Here is a 23,492-nt window from a genome sequence, read left to right on the forward strand (position 1 = left end):
CTGTTCGACGGACACCGGCGTGGTGGGGCTCGGCATCCGACGCGCCCCAGGGTCCCACGGGTCGAAGGCGCGCCGGTACACGCGCCCGGGGACGCTTCCGCCGCTCAGGCGCGCGGAGCGCGTGCGCCCTCCGGCGGGAACCCCGGGACCGGGCCCCGCCCCTCAGGCGCGCGGGCCGCGCAGGGCCACCAGGTCGGGTTTGCCCGAGGCCAGCATCGGCAGGGAGGCGCGCACCTCCAGCTCACGGGGCGCGGCGTAGGCGGGCAGGCGCTCGCGCACCCACGAGCGCAGCTGTTCCAGGGAGGGCGGCGCGTCGGGGTCGGCGGGCACCACGACCGCGCTCACCCGCTCGCCCCATTCGGGGTCGGACCGGCCCACCACCACCGAGTCGGCCACGGCGGGGTGCTCCAGCAGCCGCGCGTTGACCTGCCCCGGCACCACCTTGTGGCCGCCGGTGTTGACCACCTCGTCCACACGTCCGAGCACGCTCAGGCGCCCGTCCCCGTCCAGGCGGCCCAGGTCGTTGGTGCGCAGCCACCGCGTCCCGTCGGCGTCGGTGACCAGGGCACCCGGATCGGCACCGGTCCCGGGAGCCAGGCGGTAGCCGCTCAGCAGCACCGGCCCCGACAGCAGGATCCGCCCGGCCCCGTCGGCCGAGGGGGACTCCACGCGCACCCGCACCCCGTCCAGCGGAACGCCGTCGTAGACGCACCCGCCGCAGGTCTCGCTCATGCCGTACGTGGTGACCACCCGGCCCCCGGCCCCGCGCGCCTCCCGCAGCAGGGCGGGGTCGGCGGCGGCGCCGCCGAGCAGGATGGTCCCGAAGACCGACAGGTCGGTCCCGGCGGCCAGCAGTCGCCGCAGCTGGGTGGGCACCAGGGACACGTGCGGTCGCGATCCGCGCGCGAGTTCGGCCACCGCCCCCACCGAGAAGGCCGCGTGCTCGATCCGGCCGCCCGTGGCCAGGGCACGCATGATCACCTGGACGCCGGAGATGTGCCCGGCGGGCAGCACGCACAGCCACGCGTCGCCGGGGGCGGCGCCGATCCGCGCCACCGAGGCCCGCGCGGAGGAGCGCAGCGCGGCGGCGGACAGCTCCACGCCCTTGGGCGCGCCGGTGGAGCCCGAGGTGGTGATGACCAGGGCGGTGTCCCCGCCCGCCGGACGGGCGCCGTCCAGCGCGGCGACCCCGTCCGGGGTGCGCAGGGAGGCCGGGCGCATGGCGGCCAGGAGTTCGTCCACGCGCGCGTCGGGGGTCCCGTCCGGGATCGGCAGCAGGGCGGGGCCCCGCCCGTCCAGGGCCCGGGCCAACAGGTCGCCCAGGCGCTCCGGCGTCAGTCCGCGCACCGCCTGGAGGGGGCGCCCCTCCAGGTCACCGGGGTGCGTTCCGCCTGTCTCGACCTGCCTCTCGCGTGCCACGACGGCAAGGGTACGCCCGTGTCCGGGGCGCCCGTCCCGGGGGTCGGGTCCGGCACCGGGGTGCGGCCCCGGGCGCAAGGAGTACCGCCCCGCCCGCGAGTCCCCGCCCGCCTGGCACAATGCGTAGGGTTGTCGCGTGGACGTGGTGACACGTCCGCGCCGTCCACAGTGTCCCCGTTGAGGAGAAGCAGTAGCCGTGAGCAGCGTGATCGACTGGCAGCGGTCGGGCGAGTATTCCGACATCATCTACGAGACCGCGGAGGGCATCGCCAAGATCACGATCAACCGCCCCGAGCGGCACAACGCCTTCCGGCCCCAGACGCTGTTCGAGCTCCAGGACGCCTTCAACCTCGCCCGCGACGACTCCTCGGTCGGCGTGATCATCTTCACCGGCGCCGGTGACCAGGCGTTCTGCTCCGGCGGCGACCAGAAGATCCGCGGCGAGGACGGCTACATGGGCGACGACGCCGTGGCCAAGCAGGGCATCGGCCGCCTCAACGTGCTCGACCTCCAGGTGCAGATCCGCCGCCTGCCCAAGCCCGTCATCGCCATGGTCGCCGGCTGGTCCATCGGCGGCGGCAACGTGCTCCAGGTCTGCTGCGACCTGACCATCGCCGCGGACAACGCCAAGTTCGGCCAGACCGGCCCCAAGGTCGGCTCCTTCGACGGCGGCTACGGCTCCTGGCTGCTCGCCGAGACCGTCGGCCTGAAGAAGGCCCGCGAGATCTGGTACCTGTGCCGCCAGTACAGCGCGCAGGAGGCCCTGGACATGGGCATGATCAACACGGTCGTGCCGCTGGAGGACCTGGAGAAGGAGACCGTGGCCTGGGCCCGGGAGATGCTGGACAAGTCCCCGCTGGCGCTGCGCATGCTCAAGGGCGCCATCAACGCCGTCAGCGACGGCGCGGCCGGGATGCAGCAGTTCGCCGGTGACGCCACGATGCTCTACTACATGAGCGAGGAGGCCCAGGAGGGCCGCGACGCCTTCAAGGAGAAGCGCCGCCCGGGGTTCGACAAGTTCCCGCGCCGTCCGTGACCGCTGCCGAACCCGACCCGGCGGGCCCGCCCGCCGGAGGACGCGCCTTCGCGATCGGCCTGCGCAACCGCTTCCGCGGCATCACCGTCCGCGAGGGCATGCTCGTGCGCGGGCCCGCCGGATGGGGGGAGTTCTCCCCCTTCGCCGAGTACGGCCCGCGCGAGTGCGCCCGCTGGTGGGCGGCCTGTGAGGAGGCCGCCCACCACGGCTGGCCCGCGCCCGTCCGCGACCGGGTGCCGGTCAACGTGACCGTGCCCGCCGTGGACCCCGAGCGGGCCCACGCGATCGTCTCCGCGGGCGGCTGCGCCACCGCCAAGGTCAAGGTGGCCGAACGCGGGCAGGACCCCGCCGAGGACCTGGCCCGCGTCGAGGCGGTCCGCGACGCCCTGGGCCCCTCGGGGCTGGTGCGGGTGGACGCCAACGGCGCCTGGGACGTCGACACCGCCGTGCGGATGGTGCGCGCACTGGACCGCTTCGGCCTGGAGTACGTCGAGCAGCCGTGCGCCACCCTGGACGAGCTGGCCGCCGTGCGCCGCCGGGTGTCGGTCCCCGTGGCCGCCGACGAGTCCGTCCGCAGGGCCGAGGACCCGCTGCGGGTGCGCGCCGCCGACGCCGCCGACATCGTGGTCCTCAAGGTCCAGCCGCTGGGCGGAGTGCGCGCCGCGCTGCGCGTGGCCGAGGCGTGCGGACTGCCGGTGGTGGTCTCCAGCGCCGTGGAGACCTCGGTGGGCCTTGCGGCGGGGGTGGCCCTGGCCGCCGCCCTGCCGGAGCTGCCCCACGCGTGCGGCCTGGCCACCATGCAGATGCTGACCGCCGACGTCACCGCCGACCCCCTGCTGCCCGAGAACGGGTTCCTGCCCGTGCGCCCGGTGACGGTGGACGAGGCGAGCCTGCGCGCGGTGGAGGTCGACCCCGCCGCCTGGCGGTCCCGCGCCGAGGCCGCGCGGTCGGCCGCCGACGAGGTCCCCGGCGCCGGATAACCGCGCCTTGACCGGCGTTGGTGTTACGCCTGGGGCGCACGGTGACGGGGGTACCGGATGTCCGGTCGGCGTGTGTGAGGTGTAACAGCCGCGTTCGTCCTCCGCGGGTCCCGGGTGGGGGTTGACTGTAGGGGCTGGGTCCACATGGTGATACTGGGTACACCTTGAGACGATCGAGAGAGTTGATGAATCCGTCCACCGCCCTGGCGCGTGTCCTGGTCGACGAGCTGGCCCGCTGCGGCCTGGCCGAGGCCGTCGTCGCGCCGGGGTCGCGCTCGACGCCGCTCGCCCTGGCCCTGGTCGCCCACCCCGGAATCCGGGTGCACGTGCGCATCGACGAGCGCTCGGCCTCCTTCCTCGCCCTCGGCCTGGCCCGCGTCTCGCGCCGCCCGGTCGCGGTGGTGTGCACCTCCGGCACGGCCGCGGCCAACTTCCACCCTGCGGTGATGGAGGCCGACGAGAGCGGGGTGCCGCTGCTGGTGCTCACCGCCGACCGTCCCCCGGAGCTGCGCGGGACCGGCGCCAACCAGACGGTGGACCAGATCGGCCTGTACGGCGGCGCGGTCCGCCTGTTCGCCGAGGTCGGCACCCCCGACCCGGTGCCCGGCATGGTCGCCTACTGGCGGTCGCTGGCCTGCCGCGCGTGGGGCTCGGCGCTGGGCGGGCGCTCCGGCCCGGTCCACCTCAACGTGGCCTTCCGCGACCCGCTGACCCCCGACGCCGACACGGGCGCCTGGCCCGAGCCCCTGGAGGGGCGCGACGGCGGCCGGGCCTGGATCGGCCGCCCGGGGCCGCTGACCGAACCCGCGCCGTTCACGCTGCCCGACGTCGAACGCGGTGTGATCGTGTGCGGCGACGGGGACTACGACCCGGTGCCGTTCCTGGCGCTGGCCGAGGCGACCGGGTGGCCGCTGCTGGCCGAACCGACCTCCAACGCCCGCCGGGCGGACGCGCTGTCCACCTACCGGCAGCTGCTGGCCTCGCCGCGCGTGGCCGCGCGGCCGGCGCCGGAGCTGGTGGTGAGTGTGGGCCGCCCCAACCTGTCCCGGCAGATCCTGGCCTACCTGCGCCGGGCCGAGCGGCACGTGGTGGTCAGCGCGGGCGCGCTGGGCGACCCGTCGGCGAACGCGCTCAACGCCTTCTCCGACCCCGTGCGCACCGCCACCGACGTGGTGGCCGCGGTCGCGCCGCCCGCCGGTGCGGACCCGGGCGCCCCGCGGCGCACCGAGTGGTCCCGGGCCTGGTCGGAGGCCGAGTCGGTGGCCCGCGCCGCCCTGGACGCGGTGCTGGACGAGGAGGAGGTGCTCAGCGAGCCGAGGCTGGCCCGCGACCTGGTCGCGCACATGCCCGCCGGTTCGCTGCTGTTCGCCGGTTCGAGCATGCCCATCCGCGACCTGGACGCCACCATGCGGGCGCGCTGCGGCGTGCGCCTGGTGGGGAACCGGGGCGTGAGCGGGATCGACGGGTCGGTCTCCACGGCCATCGGCGCGGCGCTGGCCCACCAGGCCGGTGGCGGGGGGCACGCCTACGCCCTGCTGGGCGACCTGGCCATGCTGCACGACCAGAACGGGCTGCTGATCGGCCCGGGGGAGCCGCGCCCGGACCTGGCGATCGTGGTGGTCAACAACGACGGCGGCGGAATCTTCTCCGGTCTGGAGCAGGCCGGGCACCCCGACTTCGAGCGGGTGTTCGGCACCCCGCACGGGGCGTCGATGGAACGTGTGGCCGCGGTGGCCGACGTGCCCTACACCCGCCTGGAGTGGGCGACCGACCTGCCCAAGGCACTGCTGGGCGAGGGGCCGCGCCTGATCGAGGTGTGCACGCACCGCGGGGGCAGCGCCGCGCTGCGCCGCCGTATCCAGGCCGCGGTGGACGCCGCCGTGGAGGGGGCGCTCTGACCGCACGCCCTGGCCGGGGGCGTGCGGTCCTCCCCCCGTGTTCCAGCGGCGATCGGCCCGCCCGGCCCGCCCGCCGCGGCGCCGGGCACCGCGCCCGCCCCTTTTCGACCTCCCGTGCGCCCCGTTGTCGGCATGCCCGGAAACCCCTTCGACCGGCAACCGCCTTCGCGCCACCGCTCCGGTCCCGCCCCCGCGGCGCACCGCTTCGTCCGGAGCCGAATCACGGGAGGGGCGACAACTCCGGAGACGGTTACGGGCGTGTCACGTAGACCAGGCGGGTACGGTGCGCCATGATCACGACCGGAACCCGACGATGTGTGGCCCTCCGGATTCCCAGCGTGACCTACCAGGGCATGCGCCGGAGTTGTAGGCGCGTTCACCTTGGTTTCACCTGCGCGTTCGGAATTTCGGCCAAGGTCGAGAGCGTCCGGGGGAGCACCCCGCCGGACCAGGAGACAATCCGCGCGCCCCGGTCAGACCCCGCACCGACGGAGCGCGTGGGAGCAGCACGATCCCCAAGGAGAAGGTGTGCCCGAATCCGCGCCCCGCCGCCGCCAGCTGCCGTTGATCGGCCAGGTCGGTGGCGGTCGTTCCCGTGCGACATGCAGACTGCGCTGCGGCGACGCCTGTTTCCACCCGGCTCCCAACACCAGCGACAACCCCTACTTCGGGGACATCTTCGCCAAGGCTCTCTCCCGCCGCTCCATCATCCAGGCCGGTGCCGTGGGCGCCGGAGCGGGCGCGCTCGGACTCGCCGCGCTCAGCCCGGCCTCGGCCGACCGCCGCGGCCCCGACCGCCCCCACCCCTCGCCGCGGCCCACCTTCACCAGCGTCCAGCCCAACAACGACGACAAGATCACCATCCCCCGGGGCTACGACCAGCACGTGATCATCCGCTGGGGCGAGCCGGTCCTGCCCGGCGCGCCCGAGTTCGACGTGTACGACCAGACCGCCGAGGCGCAGGCCCAGCAGTTCGGCTACAACTGCGACTACGTCGGCTTCCACCAGCTCGACGACGACCACGCCCTGCTGTGGGTCAACCACGAGTACACCAACGAGGAACTCATGTTCCCGGGGTACGCCGGGGGCGACGCCGCCACCGAGGAGCAGGTCCGCATCGCCATGGCCGCCCACGGCGGTTCCATCGTCGAGCTCCAGCGCGAGGGCCGCACCGGCAAGTGGGTGCTCTCCACGGGCGAGCGCTCCTTCAACCGCCGCATCACCGCCGACACGCCCATGCGCGTCACCGGCCCCGCCGCCGGGCACGACCTGCTCAAGACGGCGGAGGACCCCACCGGCACCCTGGTCCGGGGCATGCTCAACAACTGCGCGGGCGGCATGACCCCGTGGGGCACCTTCCTCACCGCCGAGGAGAACTTCAACCAGTACTTCGCCAACGGCTCCGGGTCCGCCGAGACCAGGCGCTACGGCGTCGGCACCGGCGCCACGGGGCGCCGCTGGGAGCGTTTCGAGGAGCGCTTCGACCTCTCCAAGCACCCCAACGAGATCAACCGCTTCGGCTACATCGTCGAGGTCGACCCGCTCGACCCCGAGTCCGAGCCGGTCAAGCGCACCATGCTCGGCCGCTTCAAGCACGAGGGCGCCACCACCCGCCTGGCCGACGACGGCCGGGTCGTGGCCTACATGGGCGACGACGAGCGCTTCGACTACATGTACAAGTTCGTCAGCGCCAAGAAGTACGTCGAGGGCTCCCGGCGCCACAACCTCTCCCTGCTGGACACCGGCACGCTGTACGTGGCGCGCCTGTCCGGCAACAGCCCCGCCGAGGAGTTCGACGGCTCCGGCGCGCTGCCCGCGGACGGCGAGTTCGACGGTTCCGGCGAGTGGGTCGCGCTGTGCACCGACACCGAGAGCTTCGTCCCCGGTTTCAGCGTCGCCGAGGTGCTCATCCACACCCGTCTGGCCGCCGACGTCATGGGCCCCACCAAGATGGACCGCCCCGAGGACTTCGAGCCCAGCCCGGTAACCGGCAAGGTCTACTGCGCGCTGACCAACAACTCCGCCCGCGAGCCCGGCCAGGCCGACGAGCCCAACCCGCGCGGCCCCAACCGGCACGGCCACGTCCTGGAGATCGTCGAGTCCGGCAACGACGCGGCCGCCACCTCCTTCGCCTGGAACGTGCCGCTGGTGTGCGGCGACCCCGAGGACGACGACACCTACTACGCGGGCTTCGACAAGTCCAAGGTCATGCCGATCTCCGCGCCGGACAACCTGACCTTCGACAAGGACGGCAACCTGTGGATCTCCACGGACGGCCAGCCGGGCGCCCTGGGGATCAACGACGGCCTGCACGTCATGCCGGTCGAGGGCCGCTTCCGCGGTGAGCTGAAGACCTTCGCCACCGTCCCGGTCGGCGCGGAGGCCTGCGGCCCCTTCGTCACCGAGGACAGCAAGACGGTCTTCCTGGGCCCCCAGCACCCCGGTGACGGCGGCACCTTCGAGGCCCCCACCAGCACCTGGCCCGACGGCGAGTTCCCGCGCCCGTCCGTGGTGTGCATCTGGCACACCGCGGGCCGCGAGGTCGGCAGGTAGCCCTGCCCGCCTCCCGCCGGTAGGGACGACGACCACCGGCCCCGGCTTCCATCGTGGGGGCTGCCGGGGCCGGTTCCTCGTGTCCGGGCCCCGCCCGCGGCCCTCAGAGGGTCTTCTCGAAGCAGAGCGAGGAGGGCTCGTCGGCGTAGGCGCCGAAACCGGGGATGGGCGTGTACCCCGAACGGGTGTAGAACCGCACCGCGTCGGGCTGCCGGTCGCCCGTCTCCAGGCGCAGGCACTTCCAGCCCCGCTCGCGGGCCCACTCCTCCAGGGCCGCCAGGACCAGCGCCGCCGCGCCCGATCCGCGCCGGTCGGGCCGCACGTACATCCTCTTGACCTCGCCCGCCGCGTCGCCGAGGCCGCGCAGGCCGCCGCAGCCCACGGCCGCGCCCGAGGCGTCGCGGGCCACCACGAACACCGCGATGTCCCCGGCTGAGGGGGCCGCACCCGGCTCGGAGTCGGCGGTGCCGTACCGTTCGGCGATCTCCGCCCGCTGACCGGCCCGCAGGGCGGCGGCGTCGGGATCGTCCCAGGAAACCTCGTGGACACGCATGGGCGCCACGTTAGCGGCGCCGTGTTTCGCGGCCGTGAAATCCCGCCCGGACGGCGGCCGCCGCGCGCGGCGCCACCCCCTGCGGACCGCCGCCCGCGTGCGCGCCTCGGAGCCCGGACCCGAACGCGGGCCCCGGTCCCGCCCCGGCTCAGACGGGGTCGGTCAGGGCCTCGCGCATGACCCGGAACTTGGACTCGGTCTCGGCCAGCTCCGACTCCGGCTCGGAACCGGCGACGATGCCCCCTCCGGCGAACAGCCGGGCGCGCGCGCCCTCCACGCGGGCGCAGCGCAGGGCGATGCCCCACTCGGAGTTGCCCGCGCCGTCCAGCCACCCGACCGGACCGGCGTAGCCGCCCCGGTCCATGCCCTCGGACTTCGCGATCAGCCGCATGGCCGCCGCGGTGGGTGTGCCGCCCACGGCCGCCGTGGGGTGCAGGGCCGCGACCGCGTCCAGCGCCGAGACCCCGGGGGACAGGCGGGCGCGCACCGGTGTGGCCAGGTGCTGCACGTTGGCGAGCGCGAGCAGGCGGGGCCGCGCGGGCACGTCCAGTTCCTCGGTGAGCGGTTCCAGCGCGGTGCGCAGGGAGTCCACGGCCATGCGGTGCTCGTCCACGTCCTTGGCCGAGGCCAGCAGCTCCTCGGCCAGGAGCCGGTCGCCTTCGGGGTCCTCGCCCCGGGCGCGGGTCCCGGCCAGCACCAGCGAGGAGAGCTGGTCGCCCTCGCGGCGCAGCAGCAGCTCGGGGGTGGCTCCGACCATGCCGTCCACGGAGAAGGTGAAACAACCCGGGAAGCGCAGCCGCAGCCGCTCCAGCAGTGTGCGCACGTCGATGGGGGCGTCGGCCTCGGCCAGGGCGTCGCGCGCCAGCACGGCCTTGTCGAGCTCTCCCGCGCGGATGCGCTCGACGGTACCGGCCACGGCGCCCATCCACTGCTCGCCGGTCAGCGACCCCCGGCTCCAGGAGAGCGGACCCACGGGCCGCGGCGCCGACGTGGGGCCGAGCGGCTCGGCCGGGTGCTCCCCGGGCGCTTCGGTGACGGTGGTCAGCCAGGCGCGGCCGTCGCGCCGCCCGACCAGCACGCGCGGCACCACCAGGGCCGATCCCGCGGAGGAGGGGGAGAAGGCGAACGTGCCGAACGCGACCGGGCCGGTGCCGGGCACCCCCACCTCGTCGTGGACCTCGGCGCGCTCGGTGAGGGCGTTGATCCAGCGGGCCGCCTCGGTGAAGCGGGTGGTGTCGGTGGGCTCGGCCGATTCGGGCTCACCGGCCAGGTCCAGCCGCGCGGCCCGTCCCCAGCCCACGATGCCCTCGTCGCCGGTCAGCCAGGCCAGAGGGGAGTCCGCGGGCAGGCGGCCCACCAGGCTGGCGGTGTCGTCGCGCAGGGCGACGGTGCGGACGGACAGGCGGGGCGGGCTCAGGAGGGCGTTCACGGTCCCCGAGTCTAGGACCTCGTCTGGGGCGGTGTGTCCGGTATCGGCCGTGGTGGCCGGGGTGCGCACGTGCCCCCTCCCGGGCCGGGACCGCCGCCGCCCGGCGGGGATCGTACTCCGCCGCCGCCCGCGCGGGTGCTCCGTGGACCCGCCGCGGCGGCCCCCGGCACCGGGGATGCGAGGTTGTCCACAGATTGCCGCGATCGTGCCCGAAAATTGACTGTCTGGCCTACTCTGGTTCGCGGTGCGACGCCACGGTGGCGGCGGTGCGCGTCCCGATTCCCCCTCAGAGGAGACCTGTTCCATGGATTCAGTGGCCCGTGCCGTGGCCCCGTCGCGCGCCGCGCTGCGGTGGGCCGCGTCGGCCGCCGCGGCCACCGTCCTTCTGGCGGGATGCACCGGCGGTGGCTCCGGGGAGGAGCCGCCGGCCGACGGCGCGTCCGGGGCGGCCGCCTCCGTCCGGTGCGGGGACGGCGGGGCGCAGCGGCAGATGCGGGGGGCGTGGCTGACCACGGTCCGCAACATCGACTGGCCCTCCGAGCCGGGCCTGTCCGCCGGGGAGCAGAAGGCCGAGCTCGACGCCTACCTCGACGACGCCTCCGCCATGGGGCTCAACGCGGTCTTCCTGCACGTGCGGCCCACCGCCGACGCGGTCTACGAGTCGGACCTGGAGCCGTGGGCGCGCTACCTCACCGGCGAACAGGGCGGAGACCCCGGCTACGATCCGCTGGAGTACGCGGTGGCCGGGGCGCACGAGCGCGGCCTGGAACTGCACGCCTGGTTCAACCCCTACCGCGTGGGCTTCCAGGACCCCGACGTCGAGAACCTGGCCGGGGACCACCCGGCGAGGGAGAACCCCGAGTGGCTCGTCGACTACGGCGTCGAGGCCTACTTCGACCCCGGCAACCCCGAGGTCCGCGAGTGGGTGACCCGCGTGATCCTCGACGTGGTGGAGCGCTACGACGTCGACGGCGTGCACTTCGACGACTTCTTCTACCCCTACCCCAAGGAGGGCGAGGAGTTCGACGACGACGCCTCCTGGGAGGAGCACGGCGAGGGCTTCGACGACCGCGAGGACTGGCGCCGCGACAACGTCGACCGGCTCATCGCCGGCGTCCACGAGGGCATCGAGGCGACCAAGCCCTGGGTGAGCTTCGGGATCTCCCCGTTCGGCATCTGGCGCAACGACTCCACCGACCCCAGCGGCTCGGCCAGCTCGGGCCTGCAGTCCTACGACGCCCAGCACGCCGACACCCGCACCTGGATCCGGGAGGGCACGGTCGACTACGTCGCGCCGCAGCTGTACTGGCAGCGGGGCTTCGAGACCGCCGACTACGAGGTCCTGGCCGACTGGTGGGCCCGGGAGGTCGAGGGCACCGGCGTGGACCTGTACATCGGCCAGGCCGCCTACCGGGTGGGCGAGGACGGCTGGACCGGCGAGGACGCGCTCAGCACCCAGCTGGACTACTCCGGCGAGCTGCCCCAGGTGGACGGCGACGTCTACTTCTCCATCAAGGACCTGCGCGACCGGGCCGCCGACGCCTACGCCGCGCTGGCCGACGAGCACTACGGCGCCCCCGCCCTGCCGCCGCTCTCCGACACACCCGAGGGGCAGGAACCGCTGGTCGGCACGGTCGTCGGCGTCACGGCCCGGGTCGCCGACGAGGGGGTCGACGTGGCGTGGGACGCCGTGGACGGCGCCCGCTTCTACGCCGTCTACCGGCTGTCCGCCGACGCGGCCGCCGCCGGGACGGAGGAGGAGAGCTGCGCCGCGGTCACCGCGGACAACCTCGTGGGCCTCACCGGGCGCACCGCCCTGACCGACACCGAGCCGCTGGAGGACGGCGCCGGGTACGTGGTCACCGCGCTGGACGTCTACCGCGCCCAGGGGCCGCTCGGCGCGGCCGCCGACGTGCGCGGCTGACCGCGGGCGGGGAGCGTGCGGGCTCCGGCCGGGGGGAGGCGTCCCCGGGCCGGGGCCCCTTCCGTGTCCCGGGGCACTCGGTCGGGCGCCGCTCGGGTCCAGCTCGCCCGTCTGTCGCAGAATCCCAGAACAGGGGCGAAAAAGTGAGCATCTGCTAGCGGAAAGCCCCTTTTGCACCAGCAGATGCCAGGAGTAGGTTGGCCGAATGCCGACCTTCCACATCAGCGAGGCCGCCGACCTCCTCGGCGTCAGCGCCGACACCGTCCGGCGCTGGGTCGACTCCGGCCGCCTGTCCGCCACCCGCGACGCCTCCGGAAGGCGTCTGATCGAGGGCGCGGACCTGGCCGGGTTCATGAGCACGGGGGCCGACGAGGACCCGGCCCGGCACCTGTCCTCCGCCCGCAACCGCTTCCGCGGCCTGGTCACCGACGTCGTGCGCGACCGGGTGATGGCCAGCGTGGAGATCCAGGCCGGGCCCCACCGGGTGGTCTCGCTGATGAGCCGCGAGGCCGCCGACGAACTCGGCCTGGAGGTGGGCAGTATCGCCACCGCGGTGGTCAAGTCCACCAACGTGGTCGTGGAGACCACCGGGGAGCGCCATGCGTGAGCCCGCCCCCCGCGACACCCGGTCCGGCGCTTTCCGGCTGGCCCGCGCCCTGGCCGCGGCCGCGCTCGTCCTCTGCGCCTGCTCCCCGGAGGAGGGGTCCGGCGACCGGCTCAACGTCTTCGCCGCGGCCTCCCTGACCGACGTCTTCACCGACCTGGCCGAGGAGTTCGAGGCCGAGCACCCCGGCACCGAAGTGGTCCTCAACCTGGCGGGCAGCGGCGACCTGGCCCTCCAGATCAACTCCGGCGCCCCCGCCGACGTCTTCGCCTCCGCCGACACCGCCACCATGGAACGGGTCGTCGAGGGCGAGGGGCTGTATCCCGACTGGGCCGCGGAGCACGGCGCGCGGGGCGTGGTCTTCGCCGCCAACACCCTGCGCATCGCCGTGCCCCCGGACAACCCGGGCGGTGTGGAGGAGTTGGCCGACCTCGCGGACGAGGGCACCGCCGTCGCCTTCTGCGCCGAGGAGGTCCCCTGCGGCGCGGCCACCGCCGCGGTCCTGGACGAGGCCGGACTGGAGATCACCCCCGACACCTACGAGGAGGACGTGCGCGCGGTCCTGACCAAGGTCGAGCTCGGCGAGGTGGACGCCGGACTCGTCTACGCCACCGACGTCGTCTCCGCGGGCGACCGGGTCGAGGGCGTCGTGTTCGACGAGTCCGACGAGGTGGTCAACGACTATCCCATCGGGGTCGTCTCCACGACCTCCGACGCCGCGCTCGCCGCCGCCTGGGTGGACCTGGTGCGCTCGCCCGAGGGCGGGGAGGTCCTGCGGGCCGCCGGGTTCGAGGTGCCTTGATGCCCGATCGCGTCCCCGCCGAGCCCGCCGCGCCCGCCGCCGACACGGCGCCGCGCCGCCGCCCGCCTCGGGGCCGGCGCTTCGGACGGGCGCCCTGGATCCTGCTGCTGCCCGCGCTCGCGGGCGCGGCCTTCCTCGTACTGCCCATGGCGGGCCTGCTGGCCAGCGCGCCCTGGTCCACCATGGGCAGCCGCCTGGCCGAGCCCGAGGTCCTGGCGGCCCTGTGGCTGTCCCTGTCCACCGCCACCGCCGCCACGGCCGTGTCCCTGCTCCTCGGGGTGCCGCTGGCCTGGCTGCTGGCCCGCACCGACTTCCCCGGACGCCGCCTGGTGCGCGCCCTGGTCACCGTCCCGCTGGTGATGCCGCCCGTGGTCGGCGGCGTGGCGCTGCTGCTGGTCCTGGGACGCAACGGGATCGTGGGCCGGTACCTGGACGCCTGGTTCGGGATCACCCTGCCCTTCACCCCCGCCGCCGTGGTCCTGGCCCAGGTGTTCGTCGCCATGCCGTTCCTGGTGATCAGCGTGGAGGGCGCGCTGCGCGGCGCGGACCGCCGCTACGAGGAGGCCGCCGCCACCCTGGGCGCCGGGCGGGCGGCCGTCTTCGCCCACGTCACCCTGCCCATGGTGCTGCCGGGAATCGCGGCGGGGGCGGTCCTTTGCTGGTCGCGGGCCCTGGGCGAGTTCGGCGCCACCATCACCTTCGCCGGAAACTTCCCGGGCACCACGCAGACCATGCCGCTGGCCGTGTACGTGGCCATGCAGCGCGACCCCGAGGCCGCCATCGTGCTCAGCCTGATCCTGCTGGCGGTCTGCCTGGCCGTCCTGGCCACCCTGCGCGAGAGGTGGACGAACGCCTGATGGCCCCCGACCACGACCCCGCCGCCAACGCGCCCGCACCCGCGCTGGAGGCCGACCTGCGCCTGAGCCGGGGCGCCTTCACCCTGGAGGCCGCCCTGACCGTGCGCCCGGGGGAGACCCTCGCCCTGTTGGGGCCCAACGGCGCGGGCAAGTCCTCGGCGCTGCGCGCCCTGGCCGGACTGGTTCCCCTCACCGGAGGGCGCGTCCTCGTGGACGGGCGCGACCAGACCAGGACGCCCGTGGAGCACCGCCCCATCGGCATGGTCTTCCAGGACTACCTGCTCTTCCCGCACATGAGCGCCCTGGACAACGTGGCCTTCGGCCCCCGCCGCCAGGGCCTGTCGCGGGCGGCGGCCCGCGAGCGCGCCGCCGAACTGCTCGCCCACATGGGCCTGTCCGCTCACGCGCGCGTGCGGCCGCGCCGCCTCTCCGGCGGGCAGGCCCAGCGCGTGGCGCTGGCCCGCGCCCTGGCCGTGCGCCCGCGCCTGCTGCTGCTCGACGAGCCCATGGCCGCCCTGGACGCCAGCACCCGCATCGACGTGCGCGCCCGGCTGCGCCACCTGCTGGAGGAGTTCGACGGGGCCACGGTGCTGGTCACCCACGACCCGCTCGACGCCATGGTGCTCGCCGACCGGGTGGCGGTGATCGAGGAGGGCCGGGTCGTCCAGCAGGGCGGACCCGCCGAGGTGGCGCGCCGCCCCCGCACCGCCTACGTCGCGCGGCTGGTGGGGCTCAACCTCTTCCGGGGAGCGGCCGAGGGCACCACCGTGACCCTGGACGGCGACGGCCCCGGCGGTCCCGTCCGCGTCGAGGCGCACGAAGCGCACCGGGGGCCGGCCCTGGTGGCCTTCCCGCCGCGCGCCGTGGCCCTGTACCCGCACCGCCCGCACGGCAGCCCGCGCAACGTGTGGCGGCTGACGGTGGAGGGGATCGAGCGGTTCGGCGACCAGGTGCGGGTGCACCTGGCGGGGAGCCCCTCCCTGGCCGCCGACATCAGCCCGGCGGCCCTGGCCGAGCTGGGGCTGGTCCGGGGGGACGCGGTGTGGGCCGGGGTCAAGGCCGCCGAGGTCGAGTGCTACCCGGGTTGACCCCGGGCCGCTCCGGCCCGCGCGACCGCGTCGGCGCGGAGCGCGTTCGGGTCCGGGGCGGCGGCGTACCCTGTGGAGAGAACCGAGTTTTTCTACCCATAATCGGGCGTAGAAACCCACATCGGAAAAGCTGTGCACACCTGGATATCTCAGGTACACCCGGGGGAGACTGTAAGTCTGGCGACGATTGTCCTTCCCCCCGTGGCCGAGGAGGGTGCCATGTCCCTGAGAGAGCACGAGAGAAGAATCCTCGCGGAGATCGAGCGGCAGCTCAGCGAGGAGGAACCGGACCTGGCCGGACGACTGGAGTCCTTCGGTTCGGGGGACCCCGACGCTCCGGCCGACCCCGGCCTGGGCGGATGGAAACCGTGGGTGGCGTGCGGCCTGATCGCGGCGGTCACCGCGGGCCTGCTCGTGATGCTGTTCGTCCTCACCCCGAGCACTCCGCAGCCGTCCGCGCCCGCGGTGCCGACCGACACCTCGCAGACCACCGGGGGCCCGGCGCCCGAACCCGACCCGGAGCCCGCGCCGCAGGGGCCCGAGACCGTCGGGACCTCCTGACCGCGGCTCCGGCCCGCGCCGCCCGGGACGCGTGACGGGCGGTGTGCGTCCGCCGCACACCGCCCGTCACGCGTACCGCGTGCCGCCCGTCCGGCTCAGGCCCCCTGGCCCAGGACGACGGTCCAGTAGGGGCCGCCGTCGCCCTTCACCACGCCCACGCCGATGTGCTCGGACTCGCAGTCGGCGAGCACCTGGTTGTGGCCGCGGCGCGTCCAGGCCTCCACCGCCTCCTCGGCCGTCTCGAAGCCGCTGGCCACGATCTCGCCCGAAGGGTTCGCGTAGCCCAGGCCGCGGGCCCGGTCCCTGGCGGACGAGCTGCCGCCGAAGAAGCCGCCGCCGGGGAAACCGCTGTCGCCCGCCTGGTCCTGGCTGTGCTCCCGGGCGGCCCGGGTGAGCAGTTCGTGGGTGCTCAGCTTCTCGCAGCCGTACCCGGGCCTCTTGTCGTTGACCAGCCGCACGATCTCGGCCTCGGCCTCGGTCCAGGGGTCGGCGGGCTCCTCCTGGGACCACGGCGGGGGCCAGCCGCCCCCGGATCCCGTCCCCTGGACCGCGGACGGGGCCCCACCGCCGGCGAACACGTCGCCGGGGTCGGCCGCGCCGGTCACACCCGCGCAGCACACGGCCGCCGCGGCCACCCCCGCGAGGACACGGCCTCGAAGCAGGTTTCGCATGTCTTTCCACCTCCCGTGCGCGGGGGCGCGTGTACCGCGCCGCGCCCGCGCACACCAGGGGCGGACAGCCGTGAAGGCCGTCCGCCCGCAACCTCGCGGGAACTCAGTTCGCCTTGCTGGTGGTCCTGTCCACCGTGGCTCCGTACATGGAGGCGGTGTAGGTCACGTACTCGTAGTAGGCCTTGCCGTCGTCGCCGACGCGGCTGTGGACCACGGTCATCGTGGCGCCCTCGGCGCTGGCGCTGCCGAAGTCCTTCTCGAAGACCGCGTCGGCCATCGCGACCGAGGGCGCACCCAGCGCCAGGCCGAAGGCCACGCCGGTCAGGGACAGCGCTCGTCGTAGTCGGACCATCGTCCTTCCCCTCCTCGGGTTGGGTCGGGTCACGCCCGCCGGAAACGGGATGCCTAGTTCGCACCGCTCACGATGCTGTGGGAGGCGGCGCCGTCGTGGCCCGCCCAGGTGGCGCTCTTCTTGTAGAAGGAGCCGCCGTTGTCCCAGTGGTCGTGGCCCTTGTCGCCCTTGTGGCCGTGGCCGTGGCCGCCGCCGTTGCCGTCGAAGGCGACGGCGGTCACGCTGTGGCTCGCGGCGCCCTCGATACCGGCGGCGCTGGACTCACCCGAGAAGAAGCTGTCCGCCATAGCGGTGGCCGGGGCGCCGAAGGCCAGGGCCGGAACGGCGACGGAGGCGAAGGCGATCCGAGTGAGAGTCTTGCGGTTCATCCTGTGTCCTTTCGAGGCGGACCGACGATCTGTCGGTCCGGTGGCACCGATCCCCCCAGCTCGACCCTCGGGAGAACCGTTCTCCTGGCGCCATCCGTAGAACTGCCCCCAGGCTCCCGCTCTCTAACTCTTAGTAGTCACTAAATAGCTTAAAGTAATAATTGGTTGTTTTGGGTCGGATTTTTCCTGCTTGAGGTGGGCCCATGCCCGCGACCGGGGACACGGGGCCGACCGGTCCCCGAAGAGGCCGGGACGGGGCCGAGGCACACCGCGCGACCCGGGAGCATCGTAGACGCCGGGAACCGGCGCCGACACCGGCCACGCCGGTGCGGCCCCGACGCCGACGGCGCGCACCGGCGTGGCCGGTACGCGCCGTCGCGTCGGGGTCCGGCCTCAGAGGCCGTTGGTGAAGCTGGCGGCCAGGGGACCGGCCACGGACGAGCCGCCGCCACCGCCCTCGACCACCACGGCGAAGGCCACGTCGCCCTTGAAGCCGACCATCCAGGCGTGGCTGGGCAGCTCCCCGTCCTCGTCGGCGTCCTCCGCGGTGCCGAACTCGGCCGTACCCGACTTGGCGTACACCTCGCCCTGGAAGGGCACGTCCTCGGCTGTGCCCTCGGTGACGACCGCGCGCATCATCGTCCGCAGCGCCTCGGCCTGGGCGATCGCGCGGGGCTCGGGCAGGCCCTCCTGGGCGGGCTCGGTCACCAGCACCGGGTGGCGCCAGGAACCGTCGGCGACCGCGGCGGGCACCGTGGACATGTGCAGCGGCGAGGTGAGGATCTGGCCCTGGCCGATGCTCTGGGCGCCCAGCATGGTGGCGCTGTCCACCGGGGGGAAGGACGGTTCGAGCGTGGGAACGCCGATGTCCAGCGGCGCGTTCATGCCGAACTGCTCGGCGCTGGCCTGGAGCGTGTCCGAGCTGAGCCGGTCGCCGACCTGCTCCACCAGCGCCGTGTTGCAGGAGGTCGCGAAGGCCTCGGTCACCGTCTGGGCGCCGTACTCGGCGTCGCCCGCGTTGACGAACGGCCACCCGCCCAGGTCGTACTCCTTGGGGCAGTTCATCGTGGCGTCCATGCTCATCCCGTTGTCCAGCAGCGAGCTGTAGGAGATGATCTTGAACGACGAACCGGGCGGGTACTGGCCCTCGAAGGCCCGGTTGAACCCGCCGGGCACGTTCGCCGCCGCCAGGATCTCGCCGGTGGAGGGGCGCACCGCCACCAGGCCCGCCGGGTCGGCGGAGTCGATGACGGCGTTGGAGGCCGCGTTCTGGACGGCCATGTCGATGCTGGTGACGACGTCCTCGCCGTCGGCGCCGTCCAGGGTGGCCACCGTGTTCTCCTCGGTGGCCTCCAGGGAGTCGGGGTCCTCGGCGGCGGCCGCGTCGACCATGAGGACGGTCGTGGCGGCCTCACCGGCCAGCCGCTCCTCGTAGGTGCGCTGGAGGCCGCTGACGCCCACGGTGTCGCCGACGCTGTAGGCCGGGCCCAGCCTTTCGACGTCCTCCGCGGTGGCCTCGCCCAGGGAGCCCGCGATCATCTGCAGCGAACCGGAGACGGTGCCGTCCAGAACGGTGCCGTCGGCGGCCAGGACGCTGCCGCGCTCGCCCCACACGGCGGTGCGCGCCAGGACCTGGCCCTCGCCCAGGCCCGGGTAGGCGACCTCGGGGGAGAACTCCACCCACCACTCGCCGTCCTCGCGGACCAGCGGCAGCTCGCCCTCCCAGCCCCAGTCGTCGGCGTTGGTCAGCGACACGGTGACCTCGTAGGGCGCGCTGCCGGAACCGCCCTCGGCGGTCACGGTGCCGACCTCCACCGCGATGGAGTCCACGCCCAGCCCGGAGTCGATCCCGCCGAGCACCGCGGCGGCGTCGCCGCCCCGGGTGACCGCGGCCAGGCGCTCGTAGTCCTGCGCCTCCCAGGCGGCCTCGTACTCGGCGGCGGCCTCCTCGGGTTCGGGCATCGTCAGGACGTACCAGGACGCGCCGCCGCCCACGAGCAGCAGCACCACGACGGCGGAGAGCACGCCGATGAGCAGTCCGCGCCGCGACTTGCGCGGCGGGGGGCCGGGGTCGTCGTAGCCGTCGTCCCCGTGGCGGTCGGGGTCGTCCGGTCCGCCCGCGCCCGGGCCGCCGCCGCTGTAGAGGTACTCGAAGCCGTCCGGGGAACCCTGGCCGTGTCGGGAGGCCGGGGCCTCCTGCCAGGAGTCGTGCGCCCCGTCGCCTCGGGGCCCGTCCCAGTCGTCGGAGGGACCCTGCGTCGAGGGGTAGGGGGCGTTCCAGTCCTCGGCGCCGCCCCGGCCGGGGTCGTGCGGGGGTTCGTCCCACGATGCGGGCTCCTGCGGGCGCCCCGCGTGGCCGTGGGCGCCGGGGCCCTCGTGCCGGGAGGGCTCCCAGGCGTGCGCGGACGGGGCGCCCCATCCGTCGTCGGCGCCTCTTTCGCGCGGGGGCTCGTCCCACGAGGCGGGGGAGTCCCAGGACCCGGCCGTCCGCTGCGGGGGGTCGGGCTGCGGGGGAGGAACGGGCGCGGACGGGGCCGGCGCTTCCTCGGGCGGGGGCCCCTGGGTGCGCTGGGGGATGCGGTAGGGGTTGGCGGGGCGCGGGGGGTGCGCCGGGGGCTCGTGCGATGCTTCGGGCGGCCCGGAGGAATCCGGTTGCCGGGGGGACCGTTCGTCCACGCCTGACCGTCCTTCACTGGGTTGGCTGGAGATACCACGATGCCCCGCTCCCACCTCGGTGGGAGCGGGGCACGAGAGTGAGGGTCGGCATGGCGGTCGCCTCTCGGCGCGGGGCACAACGGGGCTCCTGGCCGTACGGTCACCCACCCGGAGGCGGGGCCGGACGCGGTATTCCGCGAAGGCAATTGTTGAGGCCCGGGGGACACTTGCTACCACACCGACCAACAGTGACTCTAACCCATCGGGCCGGGCCGTTGTTCCGTCACCGCCGGATGCCGCGCATGCGCAATCTCACGGTACCCGCGGGCGGAGGGGGGAATGCGGTGGCCGGTCCCGCAGAGGGGCGCGGGACCGGCCGGGAAGCCCGCGAACCGGGGTCACCCCTGGCGCGCGATGCTGGTCTGCTCGTCCCGGGACAGGAGCTTGAGGCGCTTGCGTCCGCGCTCGGCGCCCAGCTCCTCCTCGCGGGCCTCGATCCGCTGCCAGCCCTCCCACGTGGTGTAGTCGACGCCGCGCGCCTCCAGCAGGGCCCGGAAGGCGACGGGGTCGGGCTCGGAGGCGGGGGTGAGGGCCTCGCGGTCGGCCACCAGGTTGGTGACCGTCTCCAGGGCGTCGCCCTTGGTGTGGCCGATGAGGCCCACGGGGCCCCGCTTGATCCAGCCGGTGGCGTAGACGCCGTCCATCGGCCTCTCGTCCAGGTCCAGGACCCGGCCCTCGGCGTTGGGGACGACGCCGCGCTCCTCGTCGAAGGGCAGGTCGGCCAGGGGCGAGCCCAGGTAGCCGATGGCGCGGTAGACGGCCTGGACCTCGTGGTCCACGTACTCGCCGGTCCCCCGGACGCCGCCGTCGCCGGTCAGCTCCATGCGCTCGGTCCGGAAGCCCGTGACTCGGTCCTCGCCGAGCACGGCCACCGGGCTGTGCAGGAAGTGCAGGTGCAGGCGGCGCTCGGCGCCGCGCGGGTCGCGGATCGCCCAGTTCTGCAGGACCTTGACGTTGGTCTTGACCTGGTTGGAGTCCTCGCAGGCCTGGAGGCTCCCCTCGTCCATGTCGAAGTCCTCGGGGTAGACGATGACCTCGACGCCGGGCTGCTTGTCCAGCTCGCGCAGCTCCATGGGGGTGGCCTTGCACTGGGCGATGCCGCGGCGGGCGAAGACGTGGACGTCGGTGACCTGCTTGGCGCGCAGCCCCTCGTACACGTTGTCGGTGATGTCGGTCTCCAGCAGGTCCTCGGCGCTCTTGGCGAGGATGCGGGCGACGTCGACGGCGACGTTGCCCGCGCCGATCACGGCGACGCTGGTGCCCTCCACGTGCCAGGACGGCGACACGTCGGGGTGGGAGTCGTACCAGAAGACGAAGTCGGCGGCGCCGTGGCTGCCGGGCAGGTCGATGCCCGGGATGTCCAGCGGCCGGTCGCGGTCGCTGCCCGTGGCGAAGACGACCGCGTCGTAGTGGTGGCGCAGGTCCTCCAGCTTGAGGTCCACGCCGTACTCGACGTTGCCGTAGAAGGTGATCTCCGGCTTGTCCAGGATCTTGTGCAGCGCCCCCTGGATCTGCTTGATCCGGGGGTGGTCCGGGGCGACGCCGTAGCGGACCAGGCCGTAGGGGGAGGGCAGCTTGTCGAGGATGTCGATGCTGACGGACGTGCCGCACGCGGACAGGGTCTCGTCCTTGGTGAGCAGGTCCGCGGCGTAAATCCCCGCGGGGCCCGCACCCACGATTCCCACTCGCAGTGGTCGCGTCATCGCACAGCTCCAAGTCTTCGCGCCAGAGTCGGACGCCATCAAAAGGTAAGGCTTGCCTAATCTATCCGGTGTCGGCACCGGGAAAACCTACTATAAAGGTAGAGAATTGCGCTCCCCGTCCCGGGCCCGCATGGCGGGCCCTGGAGGCCCCGCGGGGCCGTAGGCCCAGGCAGAACCCGGTAGGACCAGGTCGGGAGGCTGTCGCCGGTGCCCTGAGAGGTCCCTCAACAAGAGGTCAACGCCCTGTCACCGGTTCCCCAGTTCCGAACGGGCTGTGAAGAAAGTCACCGCCCGCCGGGGCGGTCCCGCGCCCGGGGGCCGCGTCGGGGGAGGGGAGACCGCTCCCCCGGAAACCGACCCTACTCGCCCGAGGGCCGACCCTGCTCCAGTTCGGCCTTGACCGAGGCGGCGAACCGGGGCACCTGCTCCTGCCCGGACAGCTTGGCGATGGCGGCCATGATGGCGTCGGTGGCCTCGCGGCGCGGGCGGGCCCTGTCCGCCCGGCCCTTCCACGGCGACAGGTCCACCGGCTCGCCGAAGCGCACGCCAACGCGGTTGAGGGAGGGCACCCTGCGGCCGGGGGGCAGGATCCGCTCGGTGCCCGCCAGGGCCACCGGCACCACCGGGGCGCCCGTGGTCAGCGCCAGCCAGGCCAGCCCGGTCTGCCCGCGGTAGAGGCGGCCGTCGGGGGAGCGCGTCCCCTCGGGGAAGATCCCGAAGACCTCGCCGCTCTCCAGTACCCCGAGGCTGTTGTCCATGGCCTCCTGGGCGCTCTGGCCCGGGCGCCGGTCCACCGAGAGCTGGCCGATGGCCCGCAGCGCGCGGGTGAACAGCCGCCGGGGCAGGGTCCCCTCGTCGAAGAGCTCCTGCTTGGCGATGAAACGCACCGGCCGGGGGCAGGCCACACCGATGAAGAGCGGGTCGATCAGCGCCAGATGGTTGACGGCCAGGATCACCGGACCGCGACGGGGGACGTGGTGCGCGCCCTCCACTCGCTGGGGCCACACGACACGGGTGGCGGGCGCGATGACGGTCTTGGCCGCTCCGTACAGGGTCACTCGGTCGCCTCTTCTCGGGGTGGGATGGGTCCGTGCGGGGGTGACGGACGTACGGAGGGCTCCCGTGTCCGTTTCCTGCGAGCCTATCGGGGTCGCGGGGCGGAGGACGTGGCCGGAGGGTGTGACGGGGGCCGGGCGCGGGTGCCGTGGCGGCGGTCACACGCGCTAGGCTATGGTCTAGACCTCTGGTGCAGGTCAGGGGTCCTTTCCCCGGACGCGCGAGCGAGGAAGAACAGCCATGCCGAAACTGGTCGACGTCAGCCACCAGATCACCGACGGGATGACCACCTCTCCGGGCCTGCCGGAACCCGCCGTCGAGGAGAGCACCGCCGTTCCGGGCTCCGTCCCCGGCCACGGCACCAGCAGCGGCCGCGTCACGATGGTCGGTGCCACCGGCACCTACGTGGAGACGCCCGCCCACCGCTACCGTGACGGCGCGGACCTGGCCGACCTGGACCTGGCCCGCGTGGCGGACCTGCCCGGCGCGGTCGTCGCCGTCGGCTCCGCCCGGATCGGCCCGGAGGCCTTCTCCGGCCTGGACGTGCGCGGACGCGCCGTGCTGGTGCGCACCGGCTGGGACCGGCACTGGCGCACCGAGTCCTACGGCCACCCCGAGCACCCCTACCTGACCGAGGAGGCGGCCAAGGCGCTCGTGGACGGCGGCGCCACCCTGGTGGGCATCGACGCGGTCGGCGTGGACGACCCCTCTCCCGCCGCCGAGGGCGCCCGCCCGGCGCTGGCCGTCCTGCTCGCAGCCGGTGTCCCCGTCGTCTCCCACCTGTGCCTGCTCGACCAGCTCCCCGAGGAGGGCTTCACCTTCTTCGCGGTGCCCGCCAAGATCCGCGGGATGGCCGCCTTCCCCGTGCGGGCCTTCGCCCTCGTGGAATGACCGGCCGCGCCCCCGGCGGCCGGGGGCGGGCG

Annotated in this window: 20 protein-coding genes; 11 read left to right on the forward strand and 9 right to left on the reverse strand. The window is 74.2% G+C overall.

The window, feature by feature from the left end:
• Positions 1 to 162: 162 nt before the first annotated feature.
• Positions 163 to 1,419 (reverse strand): AMP-binding protein, encoded by a 1,257-nt coding sequence (locus KGD83_RS12815; RefSeq protein WP_249352320.1) that lies wholly within the window; start codon positions 1,417 to 1,419, stop codon positions 163 to 165.
• Between the two features lie 196 nt (positions 1,420 to 1,615).
• Here KGD83_RS12815 and menB point away from each other — a divergent pair, with 196 nt between their 5' ends.
• From menB to KGD83_RS12835, 4 genes are all read left to right on the forward strand, one after another.
• Entirely contained in the window at positions 1,616 to 2,455 is an 840-nt protein-coding gene (gene menB / locus KGD83_RS12820) for a 1,4-dihydroxy-2-naphthoyl-CoA synthase (protein ID WP_212643978.1), read from the forward strand.
• Positions 2,452 to 3,435, forward strand: a complete 984-nt coding sequence (locus KGD83_RS12825; RefSeq protein WP_212643979.1) for an o-succinylbenzoate synthase — start codon at positions 2,452 to 2,454, stop codon at positions 3,433 to 3,435. The genes menB and KGD83_RS12825 overlap by 4 nt, the downstream gene beginning before the upstream one ends.
• Before the next feature lie 185 nt (positions 3,436 to 3,620).
• Positions 3,621 to 5,333 carry a 2-succinyl-5-enolpyruvyl-6-hydroxy-3-cyclohexene-1-carboxylic-acid synthase gene (menD, locus tag KGD83_RS12830; RefSeq protein WP_212643980.1) on the forward strand — a complete coding sequence of 571 codons (1,713 nt, stop codon included), beginning with the start codon at positions 3,621 to 3,623 and terminating at the stop codon, positions 5,331 to 5,333.
• A 528-nt stretch (positions 5,334 to 5,861) separates the two neighbouring features.
• Positions 5,862 to 7,886 (forward strand): PhoX family protein, encoded by a 2,025-nt coding sequence (locus KGD83_RS12835; RefSeq protein WP_212643981.1) that lies wholly within the window; start codon positions 5,862 to 5,864, stop codon positions 7,884 to 7,886.
• A 103-nt stretch (positions 7,887 to 7,989) separates the two neighbouring features.
• Here the strand turns inward: KGD83_RS12835 and KGD83_RS12840 are convergent, their stop codons facing one another.
• The gene (locus tag KGD83_RS12840) at positions 7,990 to 8,439 is read right to left on the reverse strand and encodes a GNAT family N-acetyltransferase (protein WP_212643982.1); all 450 of its coding nucleotides are present in this window, start codon (positions 8,437 to 8,439) and stop codon (positions 7,990 to 7,992) included.
• Between the two features lie 148 nt (positions 8,440 to 8,587).
• On the reverse strand, positions 8,588 to 9,868 hold the full coding sequence (locus tag KGD83_RS12845) for an isochorismate synthase (protein WP_212643983.1): 1,281 nt from the start codon (positions 9,866 to 9,868) through the stop codon (positions 8,588 to 8,590).
• Between the two features lie 304 nt (positions 9,869 to 10,172).
• Here KGD83_RS12845 and KGD83_RS12850 point away from each other — a divergent pair, with 304 nt between their 5' ends.
• The 6 genes from KGD83_RS12850 (at position 10,173) to KGD83_RS12875 (ending at position 15,704) form a co-directional block, all read left to right on the forward strand.
• A complete protein-coding gene (locus KGD83_RS12850; RefSeq protein WP_212643984.1) occupies positions 10,173 to 11,792 on the forward strand; it encodes a glycoside hydrolase family 10 protein in 1,620 nt (539 codons plus the stop codon).
• Between the two features lie 205 nt (positions 11,793 to 11,997).
• On the forward strand, positions 11,998 to 12,399 hold the full coding sequence (locus KGD83_RS12855) for a TOBE domain-containing protein (RefSeq protein WP_212643985.1): 402 nt from the start codon (positions 11,998 to 12,000) through the stop codon (positions 12,397 to 12,399).
• Positions 12,392 to 13,198 carry a molybdate ABC transporter substrate-binding protein gene (gene modA, locus KGD83_RS12860; protein ID WP_212643986.1) on the forward strand — a complete coding sequence of 269 codons (807 nt, stop codon included), beginning with the start codon at positions 12,392 to 12,394 and terminating at the stop codon, positions 13,196 to 13,198. Before KGD83_RS12855 ends, modA begins: the two co-directional genes overlap by 8 nt.
• The gene (locus KGD83_RS12865) at positions 13,198 to 14,055 is read left to right on the forward strand and encodes an ABC transporter permease (protein WP_394358109.1); all 858 of its coding nucleotides are present in this window, start codon (positions 13,198 to 13,200) and stop codon (positions 14,053 to 14,055) included. The genes modA and KGD83_RS12865 overlap by 1 nt, the downstream gene beginning before the upstream one ends.
• The gene (locus KGD83_RS12870; protein ID WP_212644402.1) at positions 14,055 to 15,143 is read left to right on the forward strand and encodes an ABC transporter ATP-binding protein; all 1,089 of its coding nucleotides are present in this window, start codon (positions 14,055 to 14,057) and stop codon (positions 15,141 to 15,143) included. The genes KGD83_RS12865 and KGD83_RS12870 overlap by 1 nt, the downstream gene beginning before the upstream one ends.
• 219 nt (positions 15,144 to 15,362) lie before the next feature.
• Entirely contained in the window at positions 15,363 to 15,704 is a 342-nt protein-coding gene (locus KGD83_RS12875) for a DUF3040 domain-containing protein (protein WP_212643988.1), read from the forward strand.
• 95 nt (positions 15,705 to 15,799) lie between these two features.
• On the opposite strand, the gene KGD83_RS12880 is transcribed toward KGD83_RS12875, so the two are convergent.
• The 6 genes from KGD83_RS12880 to KGD83_RS12905 all read right to left on the reverse strand — a co-directional run bounded on the left by KGD83_RS12880 (position 15,800) and on the right by KGD83_RS12905 (position 22,571).
• Entirely contained in the window at positions 15,800 to 16,375 is a 576-nt protein-coding gene (locus KGD83_RS12880) for a CAP domain-containing protein (protein WP_249352321.1), read from the reverse strand.
• Between the two features lie 103 nt (positions 16,376 to 16,478).
• Complete coding sequence (locus KGD83_RS12885; protein WP_212643989.1) at positions 16,479 to 16,727, reverse strand: hypothetical protein; 249 nt, start codon at positions 16,725 to 16,727, stop codon at positions 16,479 to 16,481.
• A 53-nt stretch (positions 16,728 to 16,780) separates the two neighbouring features.
• A complete protein-coding gene (locus tag KGD83_RS12890; protein WP_212643990.1) occupies positions 16,781 to 17,095 on the reverse strand; it encodes a hypothetical protein in 315 nt (104 codons plus the stop codon).
• A 393-nt stretch (positions 17,096 to 17,488) separates the two neighbouring features.
• Positions 17,489 to 19,771: a penicillin-binding transpeptidase domain-containing protein gene (locus KGD83_RS12895; protein WP_212643991.1), complete on the reverse strand. Its 2,283-nt coding sequence runs from the start codon at positions 19,769 to 19,771 to the stop codon at positions 17,489 to 17,491.
• 377 nt (positions 19,772 to 20,148) lie between these two features.
• The gene (locus KGD83_RS12900) at positions 20,149 to 21,495 is read right to left on the reverse strand and encodes an FAD-dependent oxidoreductase (RefSeq protein ID WP_212644404.1); all 1,347 of its coding nucleotides are present in this window, start codon (positions 21,493 to 21,495) and stop codon (positions 20,149 to 20,151) included.
• A gap of 377 nt (positions 21,496 to 21,872) precedes the next feature.
• Positions 21,873 to 22,571 carry a lysophospholipid acyltransferase family protein gene (locus KGD83_RS12905; RefSeq protein WP_212643992.1) on the reverse strand — a complete coding sequence of 233 codons (699 nt, stop codon included), beginning with the start codon at positions 22,569 to 22,571 and terminating at the stop codon, positions 21,873 to 21,875.
• Between the two features lie 238 nt (positions 22,572 to 22,809).
• Between KGD83_RS12905 and KGD83_RS12910 the strand changes: the two genes are divergently transcribed.
• On the forward strand, positions 22,810 to 23,460 hold the full coding sequence (locus tag KGD83_RS12910) for a cyclase family protein (protein WP_047872154.1): 651 nt from the start codon (positions 22,810 to 22,812) through the stop codon (positions 23,458 to 23,460).
• Positions 23,461 to 23,492 lie beyond the last annotated feature (32 nt).

Origin of the sequence: Nocardiopsis akebiae, assembly GCF_018316795.1 — a bacterium.
Classification (GTDB): Bacteria; Actinomycetota; Actinomycetes; order Streptosporangiales; family Streptosporangiaceae; genus Nocardiopsis; species Nocardiopsis dassonvillei.